The 16,371-nt window shown below is 53.8% G+C and carries 15 protein-coding genes and 3 pseudogenes; 6 read left to right on the top strand and 12 right to left on the bottom strand.

Annotated features, from left to right (window positions below; genetic code table 11):
- Positions 1-19: 19 nt before the first annotated feature.
- Positions 20-3,715 (bottom strand): methionine synthase, encoded by a 3,696-nt coding sequence (metH, locus tag A3220_RS06060; RefSeq protein ID WP_062373768.1) that lies wholly within the window; start codon positions 3,713-3,715, stop codon positions 20-22.
- Positions 3,716-3,986: 271 nt separating this feature from the next.
- On the opposite strand from metH, the gene nfuA reads away from it, so the two are divergent.
- From nfuA to A3220_RS17820, 3 genes and pseudogenes are all read left to right on the top strand, one after another.
- Entirely contained in the window at positions 3,987-4,592 is a 606-nt protein-coding gene (nfuA, locus tag A3220_RS06055; protein ID WP_054645091.1) for a Fe-S biogenesis protein NfuA, read from the top strand.
- Between the two features lie 169 nt (positions 4,593-4,761).
- Positions 4,762-5,739, top strand: a pseudogene (locus A3220_RS17825) (BCCT family transporter); the annotation flags it as partial.
- Position 5,740: 1 nt separating this feature from the next.
- Positions 5,741-6,454: a BCCT family transporter gene (locus A3220_RS17820; protein ID WP_252860423.1), complete on the top strand. Its 714-nt coding sequence runs from the start codon at positions 5,741-5,743 to the stop codon at positions 6,452-6,454.
- A 56-nt stretch (positions 6,455-6,510) separates the two neighbouring features.
- Here A3220_RS17820 and A3220_RS17815 read toward each other — a convergent pair whose 3' ends face one another.
- Positions 6,511-6,765: a hypothetical protein gene (locus A3220_RS17815; protein WP_252860422.1), complete on the bottom strand. Its 255-nt coding sequence runs from the start codon at positions 6,763-6,765 to the stop codon at positions 6,511-6,513.
- A 31-nt stretch (positions 6,766-6,796) separates the two neighbouring features.
- Positions 6,797-7,555 carry a DNA-binding protein gene (locus A3220_RS06045; RefSeq protein WP_252860421.1) on the bottom strand — a complete coding sequence of 253 codons (759 nt, stop codon included), beginning with the start codon at positions 7,553-7,555 and terminating at the stop codon, positions 6,797-6,799.
- A 141-nt stretch (positions 7,556-7,696) separates the two neighbouring features.
- Between A3220_RS06045 and A3220_RS06040 the strand changes: the two genes are divergently transcribed.
- Together A3220_RS06040 and A3220_RS06035 are read left to right on the top strand one after the other, a co-directional pair.
- Complete coding sequence (locus A3220_RS06040) at positions 7,697-8,899, top strand: site-specific integrase (RefSeq protein ID WP_252860420.1); 1,203 nt, start codon at positions 7,697-7,699, stop codon at positions 8,897-8,899.
- A gap of 38 nt (positions 8,900-8,937) precedes the next feature.
- Positions 8,938-9,354 carry a SufE family protein gene (locus A3220_RS06035; protein ID WP_044629113.1) on the top strand — a complete coding sequence of 139 codons (417 nt, stop codon included), beginning with the start codon at positions 8,938-8,940 and terminating at the stop codon, positions 9,352-9,354.
- Positions 9,355-9,357: 3 nt separating this feature from the next.
- Here the strand turns inward: A3220_RS06035 and yidD are convergent, their stop codons facing one another.
- The 6 genes and pseudogenes from yidD to A3220_RS06005 all read right to left on the bottom strand — a co-directional run bounded on the left by yidD (position 9,358) and on the right by A3220_RS06005 (position 14,033).
- Positions 9,358-9,633: a membrane protein insertion efficiency factor YidD gene (gene yidD / locus A3220_RS06030; protein WP_062373917.1), complete on the bottom strand. Its 276-nt coding sequence runs from the start codon at positions 9,631-9,633 to the stop codon at positions 9,358-9,360.
- A gap of 53 nt (positions 9,634-9,686) precedes the next feature.
- Complete coding sequence (gene hisI / locus A3220_RS06025; protein ID WP_054645021.1) at positions 9,687-10,160, bottom strand: phosphoribosyl-AMP cyclohydrolase; 474 nt, start codon at positions 10,158-10,160, stop codon at positions 9,687-9,689.
- Positions 10,160-10,608 (bottom strand): annotated as a pseudogene (locus A3220_RS06020) (transcriptional repressor). The gene hisI and the pseudogene A3220_RS06020 overlap by 1 nt, the downstream one beginning before the upstream one ends.
- 31 nt (positions 10,609-10,639) lie before the next feature.
- On the bottom strand, positions 10,640-11,638 hold the full coding sequence (locus tag A3220_RS06015) for an alpha-L-glutamate ligase-like protein (RefSeq protein ID WP_058577943.1): 999 nt from the start codon (positions 11,636-11,638) through the stop codon (positions 10,640-10,642).
- The gene (locus A3220_RS06010; protein WP_058577944.1) at positions 11,635-13,158 is read right to left on the bottom strand and encodes an inactive transglutaminase family protein; all 1,524 of its coding nucleotides are present in this window, start codon (positions 13,156-13,158) and stop codon (positions 11,635-11,637) included. The genes A3220_RS06015 and A3220_RS06010 overlap by 4 nt, the downstream gene beginning before the upstream one ends.
- A gap of 38 nt (positions 13,159-13,196) precedes the next feature.
- Entirely contained in the window at positions 13,197-14,033 is an 837-nt protein-coding gene (locus A3220_RS06005) for an ATP-dependent zinc protease (protein ID WP_044629108.1), read from the bottom strand.
- 176 nt (positions 14,034-14,209) lie between these two features.
- On the opposite strand from A3220_RS06005, the gene A3220_RS17210 reads away from it, so the two are divergent.
- Complete coding sequence (locus A3220_RS17210) at positions 14,210-14,311, top strand: DUF3833 family protein (RefSeq protein WP_228219121.1); 102 nt, start codon at positions 14,210-14,212, stop codon at positions 14,309-14,311.
- A gap of 57 nt (positions 14,312-14,368) precedes the next feature.
- Here A3220_RS17210 and A3220_RS06000 read toward each other — a convergent pair whose 3' ends face one another.
- The 3 genes and pseudogenes from A3220_RS06000 to A3220_RS17810 form a co-directional block, all read right to left on the bottom strand.
- Positions 14,369-14,764 (bottom strand): ectoine synthase, encoded by a 396-nt coding sequence (locus A3220_RS06000; protein ID WP_044629107.1) that lies wholly within the window; start codon positions 14,762-14,764, stop codon positions 14,369-14,371.
- An 89-nt stretch (positions 14,765-14,853) separates the two neighbouring features.
- A complete protein-coding gene (gene ectB, locus A3220_RS05995) occupies positions 14,854-16,122 on the bottom strand; it encodes a diaminobutyrate--2-oxoglutarate transaminase (protein WP_062373764.1) in 1,269 nt (422 codons plus the stop codon).
- A gap of 87 nt (positions 16,123-16,209) precedes the next feature.
- Positions 16,210-16,371, bottom strand: a pseudogene (locus A3220_RS17810) (diaminobutyrate acetyltransferase); the annotation flags it as partial.

Below are 16,371 nucleotides of genomic sequence, written 5' to 3'. Positions count from 1 at the left end.
CGACATTCGTTAGAACGGTTTAGCTGGGGTCGTAAGAGAGTACCGGCGACAGCCAGCGTTCCATCTCTTCCAGCGGCATCTGCTTACGCTCGGCAAGCACTTCAACTTGGTCGCGGGTGATTTTGCCGGTAGAGAAGTACTTGGATTGCGGATGCGAAAAGTACCAGCCCGACACGGCCGCTGCCGGCCACATGGCGAAGTTTTCAGTCAGCGTAAGACCTGTATTTTCCGAAGCGTTAAGCAGGCGGAATAGCGTTGCCTTTTCGGTATGGTCAGGGCAGGCCGGGTAGCCAGGCGCTGGCCGAATGCCTTGGTACTTCTCCGCAATCAGCGCGTCGTTATCCAGCGTTTCTTCGGGCGCATAGCCCCAGAACTCTTTACGCACCCGCTCGTGCATCCGCTCGGCAAAGGCTTCTGCCAAGCGGTCGGTAAGCGCCTGCACCATAATGGCGTTGTAGTCATCGCCGGCCGCTTCATAGGCTTTGGATAGCTCATCGACACCGTGGCCAGTGGTGACCGCGAAGCCGCCAATCCAGTCCGCTTTACCGCTCTCTTTAGGAGCAATAAAGTCGGCTAGGCTGTAGCAGATGCCATCTCGACCTTTAGTGGTTTGCTGGCGAATATGGTGTAAGCGCTCGACTACCTCGGTGCGGCTTTCGTCAGCGTAAACTTCGATGACATCGTCATCCACGCTGTTAGCGGGCCATAAACCAATCACGCCGCGCGCTTGCACGCGCTTTTCGTCAATCAGTTTGCGTAGCATCACTTGGGCGTCGGCAAATAGGTTCTGTGCGGCTTCACCTACTACTTCGTCATTGAGGATTTTTGGATACTTCCCGGTGAGCTGCCAGCTCATAAAGAAAGGCGTCCAGTCAATGCGTTCTACCAGCTCTTCAAGGTCATAATCGTCAAACGTCATCAGGCCAAGTGTGTTCGGCTTCGTCGGCGTGTGGCTATTCCAGTCGGTGCGAAAGCGCCGTTTACGTGCCTGGGTGTAATCCAGGTCGGCGGCTTTCGGGCGGCGCTTGGCGTTACGCTCGCGTACTTTTTCGTACTCTTCGCGAATCTCGGCCACGTAAGCAGATTTCAAATTGGGGGCCAGCAACTTACCGGCCACGCCTACCGCACGGGAAGCATCCGTCACGTAAATAACGGGGTGCTCGTACTGCGGTTCGATTTTAACTGCCGTGTGCGCTTTTGAGGTGGTGGCACCGCCAATCAGCAGCGGCAGGTTCATACCGCGGCGCTGCATCTCTTTGGCCACGTGCACCATCTCATCCAGCGACGGGGTGATCAGCCCGGAAAGGCCGATGATATCGGCTTTGTGTTCAATGGCTGCCTGGAGGATTTTTTCGGTGGGCACCATCACGCCAAGGTCAATCACTTCGTAGTTATTACACTGCAGCACGACACCGACGATATTTTTACCGATGTCGTGTACATCACCCTTGACGGTAGCCATGACAATTTTGCCTTTGGCCTGGGTGTCTTCGCTCTTTTCCGCTTCGATATAGGGAATCAGGTAGGCCACGGCCTGTTTCATAACGCGAGCCGACTTGACCACCTGGGGCAGAAACATTTTGCCAGCGCCAAACAGGTCGCCCACCACGTTCATGCCGTCCATCAGCGGGCCTTCGATCACCTCGATGGGGCGGGCTGCCTGGGCACGTGCTTCTTCCGTATCCTCTTCGATGTAGGCGGTGATGCCTTTGACCAGTGCGTGCTCAATCCGCTTGTTAACCGGCCAGTTGCGCCACTCCAGATCCTCCTTCTTGGCAGCACCGCTGCCATCGCCTTTATACTTGTCGGCAATATCGAGAAGGCGTTCGGTGCCATCGCTGCGGCGGTTGAGCACGACGTCTTCGACGGCTTCACGCAGCTCGGCGGGCAGGTCGTCGTAGACCGCGAGCTGGCCCGCATTGACGATACCCATGGTGAGTCCGGCACGAATGGCGTGGTAGAGAAAGACCGAGTGAATCGCCTCCCGCACGGGGTTGTTGCCTCGAAACGAGAAAGACACGTTGGACACGCCGCCAGAGACCATAGCGTGGGGCAGGTGCTCACGAATCCACTGGGTGGCTTCGATAAAATCGACGGCGTAGTTGTTGTGCTCTTCGATACCCGTGGCGATGGCGAAAATATTCGGGTCGAAGATGATGTCTTCCGGCGGGAAGCCAATTTCGTCCACTAACAGCCGGTAAGCGCGCTCGCAGATTTCAGTTTTGCGGGCAAAGGTATCGGCCTGGCCCTCTTCGTCAAAGGCCATAACAACAATGGCGGCACCGAAGCGGCGACATTTCGTGGCCTGCTCGCGGAAGGCGGCTTCACCCTCTTTCAGAGAGATAGAGTTAACAACGGCCTTGCCCTGAACACACTTTAATCCTGCTTCAATGATGTCCCACTTCGAGGAGTCGATCATGATCGGCACTCGGGCAATGTCCGGCTCGCCCGCAATCAAGTTCAGGAAGCGTACCATGGCTTCCTTCGACTCCAACATGCCCTCATCCATGTTGATGTCGATAATTTGCGCGCCGTTCTCAACCTGCTCTAGGGCCACTTCCAGCGCCGTGGTGAAATCTTCTTCAACGATCAAGCGCTTAAAACGTGCCGACCCGGTCACGTTGGTACGTTCACCAACGTTAACAAACAGGGAGTCGGCTTCGATATTAAACGGCTCAAGACCCGACAGGCGGCACGCTTTGCTGCGCTCGGGTATTTTGCGGGGCGCCATAGAGCGCACGGCATCGGCAATGGCACGGATATGTTCAGGCGTTGACCCGCAGCAGCCACCAATAATGTTGACTAAACCACTCTGGGCAAACTCGCTGACGATGGCGGCCATCTCTTCAGGCGTTTGGTCGTACTCACCAAACTCATTGGGCAAGCCCGCATTGGGATGAGCAGACACAAACGTATCGGCTTTGGTGGAGAGCTCTTCTAAATAGGGGCGGAGTTCTTCAGCACCCAACGCACAGTTCAAACCCACGGAGAGCGGGTTGGCATGACGCACGGAGTTCCAGAAGGCTTCTGTGGTTTGCCCGGAAAGCGTGCGCCCGGAGGCATCGGTAATCGTGCCGGAGATCATCACTGGCAGGCGGCGGCCAAGATCCTCAAACAGCTCTTCAAGCGCATAAATCGCGGCTTTAGCATTGAGTGTGTCAAAGATAGTTTCGATCATGATGAGATCGGCACCACCTTCGATCAGCGCATTAGCGGCTTCGTAGTAGTTTTCGCGCAGCGCATCAAACGTCACGTTACGTTTTGCGGGGTCGTTAACGTCTGGAGAGAGTGATGCCGTGCGTGACGTTGGGCCTAGCACCCCGGCCACGTAACGTGGAATATCGGTCTCGGCGGCAACCGCATCGCACACTTCGCGTGCCAAGCGTGCCGATTCGCGGTTAAGCTCGGGCACCAGGTCTTCCATGCCGTAATCGGCCTGGGATAACCGGGTGCTGTTAAACGTGTTGGTTTCCAGGATATCCGCGCCAGCTTCCAGATAATCGCGGTGAATACGAGCGACGACATCCGGGCAGGTCAGCGCTAGTAGGTCATTGTTACCTTTTAAATCCGACGGCCAATCGCGGAAGCGTTCACCGCGGAAATCATCCTCGCTGAGCTGAGCATTCTGTAGCATGGTGCCCATGCCGCCATCCAGAATCAGGATGCGTTGGGCAAGGCGTTGGGTGAGGGAAGCAGTCAAATCACTAGCAGCCATGGCAGGGGGAAATCTCCAGCGTCTCAGTCAGAAAGGATATTTTTATCGTCGTCGTCATTAGTTGAGCGGCGGCTATCATACCAAAGGGCACACCATAGGGCAGCAAGCGTGGGCGTGAAGTTATTGCAGCATCCTTATTAGCCGCACTCATAGGCGAGAGCAATAGCCGACTAAAACACTCGGGATTGTGTCGGCACGCGGTTTTGCTTACCATAGGGACAAATGACATGTGATGTGGCCTTGCCACTACCACGGGAGGATAACATCCCTTATGACCACGACTATCGAAGCGCCCGGCATTAACATTACCGACAGTGCGCAAGACTACTTAGCGGAACTGCTGGAAAAGCAGAACGTTGAAGGCATCGCTGTACGCATCTTCATCACTCAGCCCGGCACGCCCTATGCAGAAACCTGCTTAGCCTATTGCCGTCCTGGAGAAGAAGAGCCCACCGACGTTAAGCTTGAGCTTGAGAAAATTGGTGTATTTCTCGACAAAAACAGCTTGGCGTTTTTAGAGGAAGCGGTTGTCGACTTTAATGCCGACCGTATGGGTGGACAGCTGACGATTAAAGCACCCAACGCTAAAATGCCCAAGGTGAATGCCGACAGCCCGCTGGAAGACCGTATCAACTATACGCTCTACAGTGAAATCAATCCTGGATTGGCGGCTCACGGTGGCGAGATTAAGCTCGTCGAGCTGACAGAAGACCGCGTGGCGATTCTAGCGTTCGGCGGCGGTTGTCAGGGGTGCGCAGCGGTGGATCTCACGCTTAAAGATGGCGTAGAGAAGACGCTAATGGATCGCATCCCCGAACTGGCAGGCATCCGTGACGTGACTGACCATACCGACACGACAAACGCTTATTACCGCTAAAGCATCATTCAGATACTTTAAGCTAGCGTCGCAAAAGCCCTGCAGATAACTCTGCTGGGCTTTTTTGTGTTGCGCTTTTATATGCAAAAACGATCGACGATAGAAGCCGCTTCTGGCAGTCAACGTTTATTCCATGTAACACTATTGTAAAGCTATTCTCTAAGCCGTTATGGCGAGAGAATTCCCAACAAAGTGCCATGGAGAGACGGCCATTAAACGCTCATCTGTGTTTTCTAATATCCATAAACCTATCTTTTTTGGGTCTTTGGGCCTGCTACTTGCAGTGACGCTTCCGCTCATACTGTTTCCAGAGATGGGGCGCGTCTGGGTGATGGCAGCGCAAAGCTTCGTGACCACTAACTTTGGCGTGCTCTATCTCGCCATGGGCGTCGCTTCGCTGGGCTTTATGTTCTACATCGTGTTTAGCGATATAGGACAAATCAAACTGGGCGATGTAGACGCCGAGCCGGAGTTTTCGCTGCTCTCCTGGGGCGCGATGTTGTTCGCAGCAGGCATCGGCGGGGCGGTTGTGTTCTGGGGTATGGTCGAGTGGATGTACTACCTGCAGAATCCTCCCTTTCATATTGAGCCTTTCTCTGAAGAGGCAACCGCATGGGCAGCGACTTACGGTATGTTCCACTGGGGCCCTATTGCTTGGTCGATCTACCTTGTACCCGCACTGCCCATGGCTTACTTCCTGCACGTGCGTAAACATAAAGTGCTACGCATCAGTGAAGCCATTCGCCCCGTGCTAGGAGAGAAACTGGCTAGAAGCTGGCTGGGCAACATTATTGATATTCTATTTGTTTTTGGCATGCTGGGCGGCGGCGCAACGTCGCTAGGTATTCTGGTACCGCTGATCAATGAAGGGCTGGGTGGTCTGTTCTCCTTCACCCCTAATGCCACCAGCCAAATTGCGGTACTGGTAGGCACCACGGCGATCTTTGCGGTAAGTGCATGGCGCGGTTTGAAGGGCGGCATCGAGATGCTGTCTGACATCAATATGTGGCTTGGTTTAGCCGTGCTGCTGTTTGTCTTGGTGATGGGGCCTACCGTCTTTATTTTGGATGCTGGCCTAAACTCCATCGGCTTAATGCTCAGCAACCTGGTTCAAATGGCGACGTGGACAGAGCCTTTCGGTGATCTGAATGGCTTCGAAGACACCGGTTTCCATCAATCCTGGACGATTTTTTTATTGGGCTTGGTGGTTGGTATTTGCGCCAACCGTGGGTCTGTTTATTGCGCGCATTTCGAAAGGGCGCCGCATCAAAACCATGGTGGCCGGATCAATTTTCTTTGGCTCACTGGGCTGCGCGCTGTTTTTCATCATCCTGGGCAACTATGGCCTTTACCTACAGCTTTCAGGCACGCTGGACGTTATCCAGGTGATGAACGATCAGTCAGCTAATGCGGCCTTTTATGCGGTGCTGAGCCAACTGCCGCTCTCTTGGCTGGTGACGTTAGCAGTGGTGATTCTGCTGTCTATTTTCACTGCCACTACCTTTGATTCGATTGCCTACATTCTCTCTTCTGCCGCAGAAAAGAAGCTCGATAAAGAGCCAGCGCGGTGGCACCGCCTGTTTTGGGCCTTCACGCTGTCCCTGCTGCCAATGTCTCTGCTGTTCTTAGGAGGGCTGCAAACACTACAGACCGCTAGCATTGTGAGCGGTGTGCCGCTGCTGTTGATTTCCATGTTGCTGATGGTTTCTATGGTTAGGGCGGCGCACTACGATTTGCGCTTCCAGCCCGACTACGATGAGCCAGAAATCAATATCGAAGAGTTTCCGGAAAACGATCCATGGACCGAAAAGGGCACTTGGGAGTTACCCGATGAGCAGAGCGGTGAGCCCAGCAAGTCTTAACCGACTGGACAGCTACTCCTAATCTTTTAATGCCCTAACCGCTATTGGCCATCCCGTTATCGGGATGGCTTTTTTGTCTCTGGTGTGTCGTCACTGCTACTTGCGAGCGTGCTGGGCAGGTCTGCCAGCTGCGCTTGCAAGGAAGCCATGCGCTGCCATAGCTGCTCTTGCCAGTGCTCACTGTCTCGCGTTTGCTGCTGCTGAGTTTCCAGTGCTTTGTGCGCTTTCTCTAGCGACTCTTCGAGCGTGCTGCGATGGGTATGCAGCTCACCGTTTTGGCGCTCAAGCTCGGTGATGCGCTGCTTGAGCAAGCTACACTCTTGCTGATAACCCTGAAGAGCGTCATTTTTTTTGCTTCAGCTCATGGCTCAGCGCATCTGCTCGTTGCTCCCACTGCTGTAGGCGCTTCTGCAGCGCTCTCTCTTCCTGGGCGCGTTCTTGTCGTAACGTATCCAATAGCGCCATCAACTTTCCTTCTGATGCCTCGTTGCGCTGCTCTTCTTGGGCTAAGCGCTGCTCCCAACTTTTCTGCTGCTCTTCGAGCTTTTCACTGTAATGCGTTTGCGCTTCTTTTAACGCTTGCTGGGTTTGGTCTAGCTGATGGTGGTGTTGGGCAGCTTCCTGGCGGAGATTTTCTGCTTGTTGCTGCCAGTGGCGCTCATTGGCTTGGCTCTCTGCCAGCTCTCGATTAAGCGTTTCAAGGCGCTCTTCAGTCTGGCGACAGTGAGCAGCCAGTGCGCTTTCACGCTGCTCGGCGTTTGCCGCCTGCTGTAGAGCCTCGGCAGCTGCCTGTTGAGCACTTTCTACTTGGCGATTGGCATCTTCACGGTAGTGAACCAGCGCTTGGTTAGCGACGTCTTGGGCCTCGCGCCATAGCTCGCTGGCGACATTAACGACTACTTCAGGCACGCCTTTGGGGGGCGGTACATCCCGGTTCTGCTCACGCTCGGTACGCCATAAGCGGAAATGCTCACTGATGGTCGTAAAACTACCGGTGCCGAGCACTTCTCGGATGCGCTGCACGCTGGGTGTGTCCCCGCGGGTCAGCAGTGTATCAATCGCGTGCTGGACGTCACTGTACTGAATTCCGCTGCGTGCCATGGGTCGTCATCCTTTGTCAGTCAAAGAGCGCTATTGTCGTGGTTGTGTCTGAAAAATACAATAATTACGTAATACATAAAACGTAATATTATTTATTTTATAGCATATAAACTCAAGATTACGCCCATTATCTTGAATTTTATGAGGCGTAGCGCCACACTTAACCCATTGAATAACGAAGAAGAGAGCGCTGAAATGCCAAGCCTGATAGAGGAGGAGCACTGGCCAACAAGCCAATCTGTCCTCGCGTCTACTCAGTACCCGCGAATCGAGGCGGAAAATGACTACCAAGCCGTGTGGCTATGGCTGGCGGAGTACCGTGACAGCCCGCAAACGCTAAAAAGCTACCGCCGAGAAGCGGAGAGACTGCTGCTTTGGCTGGTCAGCCAAGGGAAAGGCTTACGCGATATGAACCGTGAGGCGCTGCGCCAGTTTGAAGCTTTTCTAGAAGACCCTCAGCCACGGGCGGCGTGGGTGGGGCCTTCAAAGCCAAGAGAGCATCCTGAGTGGCGGCCATTTAGAAATGGACTGTCGCCCACTAGTCGCCGGCAAAGCTTGATTATTCTTCAGGGCTTATTTAGCTGGCTGGTAGAAGCAGGGTGGGTTGGGCATAACCCCTTTGTGCTGATGCGCGATAAAGCGCGACGGATGAATAATCAGTCGCAGGCCGTAGAGCGCTATCTGGAGCAACCGCTGTGGGCCTGGTTTTGGCAGTGGTTAAACCAGCCTTTGAGTAGTAATGATGCTCGCCTCATTTACGAGGATGCGCGTCGACGTTTCATCTTTAGCTTTGCCTATTTATTGGCTCCACGTATTAGTGAGATGGCCAGCGCCCAAATGGATGACTTTCATGAGGTGGAGGGGCGCTGGTGGTGGAGTGTGATAGGCAAGGGTAGTAAACAGGCTCGTATACCGGTGCCTGATGACATGCTGGAGAGTTTGAAAACATGGCGGGCAGCGCTAGGGCTAAAGGCACTGCCAAGCTACTACGAGCCAGCGCCAATCATTCGTGCGCTGGATAAACGCCGAGGCATTAGCGATAACCAGCTTTACCGATTGATTAAGGAAACCTTTGCCAAGGCCGCTGATGTGCTAGAAGAGGAGGGCGGTAAGCCTGCGTATGTGAATGCGCTTCGCCGAGCAACGCCTCACTGGCTGAGGCATACGGCGATCACTCATCAAGCCCAATCCGGCGTTAGCCTGCGTTACTTAGCGGAAAGCGCTCGCCATGCCAAGCTAGATACCACCAGCCGTTATTTGCACACCGAAGCCGATGAGTGGCATCAAGAGCAGCAGCGCCACCGCTTGAAAACGCCCCCAAAAGCAGGGGCTGAAACGTTATAATAGCCGCGACTGTGATTCATCAACGCAAAGGATACGCCATGGCAACTTCAGGCGCAGAGCTAGCCCAACAGGAGCTGGTCGAAGAGTTTGAGATGTTTGATAACTGGATGGACCGTTATCAGTACATTATTGATATGGGAAAGCAGCTGCCTGACTTTCCGGAGGAGCGTCGCACGGAAGAATATAAAATCCAAGGCTGCCAATCCAACGTGTGGATGTGCCATGAACAGGCAGGCGACAAACTGGTGTTCAAGGCTACATCGGATGCTGCCATCGTATCAGGGCTAATTGCCGTGTTGCTGCGTATCTACAGTGAGCGCACAGCCGAAGAGATCAATCAGACCGAGCCGCATTTCTTGAAAGATCTCGGGCTTGATAAGCACCTTTCACCCACGCGCAGTAACGGCCTGCACGCTATGTTAGAGCGTATCTATCAGGTGGCTAAGCAAGGATAAACGTTAGTGGCGGCAGGAGGTTGAGCGGCAACACTCAGCAGGGCGGTCGTCATCTTCACGGCAGAGCGCTTCGCTGCGCCCACCGGGCACCGGATCCATGCCGCCTGGGCTGCCTGGGTGGCATTTCACAATGCGTTTGACGGCCATCCAGCCGCCTTTGAAAGGGCCGTGCACCTGGATGGCCTCGATGGTATAGGAAGAGCAGCTTGGCCAGAAACGGCAGCGAGGGCCAAGCAGTGGGCTGATGGTGTATTGGTAAACGCGAATACAGCCTACCATCACTGCTGTTAGCAGCTTAAGAAAAACCTGTTTAATGGCGAACAGCCAATTTTTCACGGCGCTTTTTTGCCGTATAGCGTGGCCGGATCAATCAGCGGCTCGCTGGTAATCTTGGCGCTGTCTGCACCGAGCGACACATAAAAGCAGCTGCGACGGCCGGTATGGCACGCGGGACCAGTTTGCTCCACCTGAACCAGCAGCGTATCCCCATCGCAATCTAGCGCTGCGCTTTTAAGGCGCTGTTGCTGGCCAGATGTCTCACCTTTGCGCCATAGCTTTTGGCGCGAGCGTGAGAAGTAGCAAACTCGCTGCGTTGTCAGCGTCTCTTCCAGGGCTTCTCGGTTCATCCACGCCATCATCAGTACTTCGCCCGTATCATGTTGCTGGGCAATGGCGGGAATCAGGCCGTCTTCATTAAAGCGAACGGCATCTAGTAGCGTTGCAAGCTTGGGCAGGGAGGTTGTTGTGGTCGCTGACTCTAACGCCTTAAAAAGCTGTTGAGGGGCGAGTTCATCAAATTGGGACATTAGGCATTACTCACGGATCGGCATGCTTGACATAAGCCCTGAAGCTCAATCGTTTGGCGCTCAACGTTGAAGCTTGGCGCTGGGCCAGGGCGGCAAGCTGATCGCTAATTTCATCAAGGTGCAGCTCTTCGACGTAGCCGCACTGGCGGCAGATAAGTAGCTGGAAGCCATGGGCGTGCTCTGGGCATGCGCAAGCCACATAGGCATTTTGCGATTCAATGCGATGCACCAGCCCCTGTTCGATCAGAAATTCCAGCGCGCGATAGACAGTAGGCGGGCGGGCAGCAGCATGCTCAGTGGAGAGCTGATCCAGCAGATCATATGCTTTGAGGCCGCCACCGTTTTCTGCGATAAGCTCAAGTACCCGGCGGCGTATCGGGGTAAACCGAACGCCGCGCGTGTGACACTGAGATTCTGCTTGCTGCAATAGCGTATTCGCTTCAGTCATTAGATAACTCGTTGAACGTCTCGCGTGTAGTCTACGCCGTTGCCGAGGGTGTGTCAGGGTTATCGACCAGCTCGCTTTTACGCGCAAAATGGTGCTGGGCGAACGCTACGCGCTTAGCCACCGGCACGTTATCAGGCTGACGCTCAATCAAGTCCAGCCGGCGACGTAGTCCCTCACCGTTGGTCATTTGAATTGCCAAGCCGGGGCGGGCGTTGAGCTCCAGTAGCATTGGCCCGTGTTTACGGTCCAACACCATATCGGTCCCCAGGTAGCCAAGGCCGGTCATCTCGTAGCAGCCTGCCGCCAGGTGAAGGAGAGTTTCCCACTGGGGCACGACAAGGCTTGCCAGGTCATGCCCCGTATCGGGGTGGCTATAGCAAGGGCGGTCAAACTGCACACCCCGTAGCGCTGCTCCAGTGGCGATATTCAAGCCAACCCCGACAGCCCCTTGGTGAAGGTTAGCTTTGCCATCGGATGCCGCCGTGGAGAGGCGCATCATGGCCATCACCGGATAGCCTTTAAAGACAATCACGCGAATGTCAGGAACACCCTCGTAGGTGTACTCAAGTAGGCTTTCATCAAAGTTAATCAGCGTTTCAATGACCGCTACATCGGGCGAGCCGCCTAATGAATAAAGGCCCGAGAGAAGGTTTGAGACGTGTCGCTCAATGTCTTCCATCGTCAGGCTGGCACCACTGGGTTTGTAGAAAAGGCCATTTTCTACCTTTTCAATAACAAGAATACCCTTACCACCACTCCCTTTGGCCGGTTTGACAACAAAGCCCTGATGGCCGTCAAGCATGTCACTCATATGCTTAACGCCAAACTGTGTCGTCACCGTACCGATGAGTTCGGGCGTGGTAATGCCATACTGCTGAGCCAGTAGCTTTGTTTTGAGCTTGTCATCCACTAGAGGATATAACCGGCGCGCATTGTACCGGCCAATATAACGAATATTACGCCGGTTCATGCCCACAATGCCTTTATCCCGAAGGCGGGTCGGCCACGTCCAGTTTTTTAGCCAGCTCATGAAGGCTTCTCATCTTCGGTAATGGGTTTGAAACGACGAAGTTCCAGCAGGCGATAGCCCGTGTAATTACCCAATAGCAGAATAAAGGCCATCAAGATGAGCTGCACACCCAGGAAGTTGAAGGTGATGTGGCGTACCCACGGGTTATTCATTGCAAGGAATGCCAGCACCGCTGTTAGCAGGCTGCCACCGCCCTGTACCAATACCTGTTTGGGACCTTCTTCTTCCCAAAGGATCGACATCCGCTCAATGGTCCACGCCAAGATGATCATCGGGAAGAACGTCACCGTTAACCCGGCGCTCAAGCCCATGCGGTACGCCAGCACGGTAAAGATCGAGATGATGGCAATGACCGTAATAATGACCGCCGAGACCCTCGCGACTAAGAGCAAATTGAGGTACGAGAGATAGTTACGGATAATTAAGCCAACCGCCACGATGAGCAGGAAACCAATCAAACCGGTCAGTAGGCTGGTTTGAATAAACGCCAGAGCAATCAGTACAGGCATAAAGGTCCCTGACGTTTTCACACCCACAAGTACGCGCAGGAATACAACCACTAGCGCACCGATCGGGATCAACAGGATCGTCTGGAATAGCGCCTGCTCTTCCAGCGGCAGGCTGTGAATCGAGAAGTTTAGCAGCGTGTCGTCGGAGTAGTGGTTACGCACCGCCGCCGAAGCAGGCTGGTAGTGGGTTAGCATTGAGAAGGAAACACGGGAATTCGTACCACCTTGAACCTCAAGCACCGCACGACCGCCAGTTTCCCATAATAGCAAGTTCTCGGGTTGCCCCTGTTCGCCGGTCGCTGGGTTAAACAGCGTCCACTCTTCGGCAGTTTGGTCAAACACCTGAATCCAACTACTGAGGGTTTGACGGCGACGACCATCTTCCAGCAGTAAGCCGCTTACTTCTCTGGCCTGCACGCCTGCTTGATTCAGCAAGCGCACAATCAGAGCTGACGGTTGCATTTGGGTTAGCAGCAGGCGCGCATTTTCTCCCTGACGCTCTCCATTAATATCGAGAATTAACTCGCGGGCAAACGTAGCGTTATTGGCGCTACGATCCCAAGCACGATCAATTAGCTGGCTAGCGGCCGTATCGTAGGGGCTTTCCCAGGGAGTAACAGCAGGGATGCCGGGCGGCGTTTGTATGGGAGCGCGAGAGTCAGGTGATACCAGCATCTGAACGGAGTAATAGAGCTGCTGGCTGCCCACCGCTTCACGGATGGTCCACTGCGCCCGCCGACCCAGCTCATCTGCCAGGTAAGCCAGCCCATAGCCAGAAGATGCCGTGTTTTCAGTCAATACACGGAATCCTGCCTGGTGGGATGGCAGCGCTAGATCGACCTGTACCGGGCCATTTTGAGCGTTGAAGTTAATAACCGCTTCAACCTCCCATACTTGACGCTGCTCGCCTGGAAACCAGGGAATCTCAAACTGCAAATGGCGATGCACGCTGGCGACGATACCAACCAGCAGCAGCAATCCAACGATAAAATAAAATGGCAACCGTGACATGGTGATTCCTTTCAGCGTAAAGCGGCAGGGGAGTGTGATTACTCTTCAGTATCGTCTTGATCGGCCGCTTCATCATCAGCCGCTTCTTCAGAGGGTTCGCCACCCGGGAATTCGGGGCGGTCATGCAGATAGGTTTCAGCAACGTCGATCGTTGCTATATCCATCATGAAACGACGCCCAAGCAGTACCGGATAATCCAGATGCGAGCGGTCGTTCAGAGTGAACTCGACGTTTTCACGAATTGGCCCTAAAGTCATCAACAGTGAAATTACCGGGCGGGACTCTTCGCCAGATGCTTGGATGATTTTAACGCGGCGTTCAATAGGCGCCTCAATCCACTCGTCGCGAATCTGCTCTACAACCACGTCATCTTCATTCAGTGCCAGCTTAAAGCGCACCCAGTCTTCACCATCACGCTCAAAGCGAGTGATTTCGGAAGCAGATAAGGATGACGTATTGGCTCCTGAATCGACCCGCGCCTTTAAATAGGTGCCAATGCTAGGCAGGCCCACCCATTCGCTGCGGCCAAGCAGTGTTTTATTATCTTCGGGCTCTTCAACACGGCACTCTTCGCGAATAATGACGGGATCTTCGCTACGCGCTTCCAAACTGGCAACTTCTTGACGTAAATGGCGCAGCAGGCTGCCCACCTCACGAACATCTGCCGTCAGTACCTGCTGCTGGCTGAGCTGCTGCTCAATGAACGCGGTAGAGGCGTCGCACTGCTGGGCCAGTGATGTCTCAAGCTCAAGGATGCGGGTATTAAAAGACGCCTCGCTTAACGGCGGTGGCTCATTTGACTCTGGCTGTGTCACTGCGCAGCCTGCAAACGACATCGACAAACCGGCCATTAGCCATAAAACACCTGAGCGCATAACGAGGGATATCCTTGGACAATAAGAGCACGAATGATAAGGAGAAGGGTGACCGCTTGTCCAACATGGCTGCGGTTTTTCATTCGTCTAGTTTAGCTGATTTAACATAATATATATTATGCGAACGCAGCTGATCAGTTGCTTGAGCAAATAAAGCCTATTACCTGGCAAACCATATGCGCTACCCGCTCGATATTGATGTAGCTGGGCGTCTATTAAGTTTCACCATGGATGACTGGATGTACCTGCAGCCGGATGGTCGGCTGATCAATACTTAGCAAAAAAGCAGCCTAGCATTTTGCTAGGCTGCTTTCATACGGACTATACAGTAGTGCTTAGTCGTCTGCCGCTGCGTAGGAGCCGTCTTCACGATGGACTTCGTTACCAGTGATTGGCGGAGTAAAGACACAAGCTACGGTCATGCCCTTTTCCTTGCCGCGCAGCAGGTGCTCATCGTGCTGGTCCAGCAGGTAGATGTCGCCGGCCTTGATCGGCCAGATTTTGCCGTCGGCCAGGGTCTCTACCTCGCCTTCACCCTCATAACAAAATACCGCTTCATAGTGGTTTTTGTAATGAATGTGTGTCTCAGTGCCAGGAAAAATGCGGGTGATATGGAAAGAGAAACCTGCATTATCGTTGGCCAGAACAAGGCGCGTGCTGTCCCAATTACCGTTTTCAGCAGTGACCAGGCGATCTGTTTTACGTGCTTCTTCGAGATTACGAACGATCATAAACGTGCTCCGTTGCGTGGCAGCCAGCTGTTGGCTGCCTATTCCTGTAAGGGACGTAATGGCGTGTGACGATTTAGCGTAACGCTACACTATGCCTTAATAACAGACTTAACTGACGCTTCAAGGATATCTAAGGCTTTCAGCAGATCTTCATCCGGAATAGTTAGCGGACAAAGGCACTTAACCACTTCACCATCCTGACCACTGGTTTCGATGATGAGACCGTGCTCAAACGCATGGCTGGTGATCTTATCGGCTATATCGCCAGATACCACGTCAATACCGCGCATCAGACCACGGCCACGCTCGGTCGCCGGCATGCCATTTTCTGTCAGCATAGCGGCCAGTTTTTGGAAGCGCTCTTCGACGATACTCGCTTTACGCTGAACATCACGCGCAAAGGTGTCGTTAGACCAATACTTTTTCATCGCTGCGGTCGCCGTCACCATCGCTAAGTTAAAGCCACGGAACGTACCGTTGTACTGGCCAGGCTTCCACTTATCGAGTTCAGGACGCATCAACACATGTGCAAACGGTAAACCGAAGCCTGAGAGCGATTTCGAATTAGTGACAATGTCTGGCGTAATGCCTGCATGTTCGAAACTGAAGAATTTACCCGTGCGACCACAGCCTGCCTGGATATCATCCACAATGAGAAGGATGTCATGCGCATGACAGATACTTTCTAGGCGCTTGAGCCAATCCAGGCCTGCGACGTTGATACCGCCCTCGCCTTGCACAGTTTCAACAATCACGCCCGCTGGGATATCTAAGCCGCCTGACTTATCGTTTAAGAGCTTTTCAAAGTAGTCCAGCGTGTCGGCATGCTCACCCATGTAGCCATCAAATGGCAGGAAGCTTGCGCCTTGCGTGGGGATGCCCCCCGTCGCCTCGCGGAACTTACGGTTACCGGTGGTTGCCAGGGCGCCCATGGTCACACCGTGGAAGCCGTTGGTGAAGGTCACAATGTTATGGCGACCTTTAGCAACACGGGCCAGACGGATGGCCGCTTCCACTGCGTTAGTACCGGTTGGTCCCGGCAGGTGGACTTTATAATCGAGTCCACGAGGTTTCAGAATGACGTTCTCAAGGGTTTCCAGGTAGTCACGCTTAGCGCTTGTCCACATATCTAAGCCATGAACCACTCCATCACTGGAGAGATAATCAATCATGGCTTGTTTAAGGTGGGGATTATTGTGACCGTAATTCAGCGTGCCAGCGCCGGCGAGAAAATCAATGTATTCACGGCCATTCTCATCGGTCAGCCGCGCATTCTGTGCCTTGGTAAAGACAACAGGAAACGAACGTGAATAGGTACGAACATTGGATTCCATGCGTTCGAGTGTTTGGGTCTGCATTAGCGACCTCCTTATCAAGTATGTGAGCTAAGCGAGTTAAAACAGCTAGGGCAACACGAGCGGGAAAACGATCTATCGAGACGGCCTTTAGATGTGGTCCGTCTGGAATGGCCCGATACGTACTAGGTTTTCCGGGTCGTGCTCTCCCCCAAGCTGTTCGGTAGAAAAGTATTCACGGCTGTTCAAAGGTGCCTGCCAGCGTGCAGCTAGGCGACGGAACAACCCCCCACGATGCTTGGTKGTTSATCA

The organism is Halomonas sp. KX33721 (genome assembly GCF_001596805.1).
GTDB classification, from domain to species: domain Bacteria; phylum Pseudomonadota; class Gammaproteobacteria; order Pseudomonadales; family Halomonadaceae; genus Vreelandella; species Vreelandella aquamarina.
This window is presented reverse-complemented; position numbering and strand designations above follow the sequence as displayed.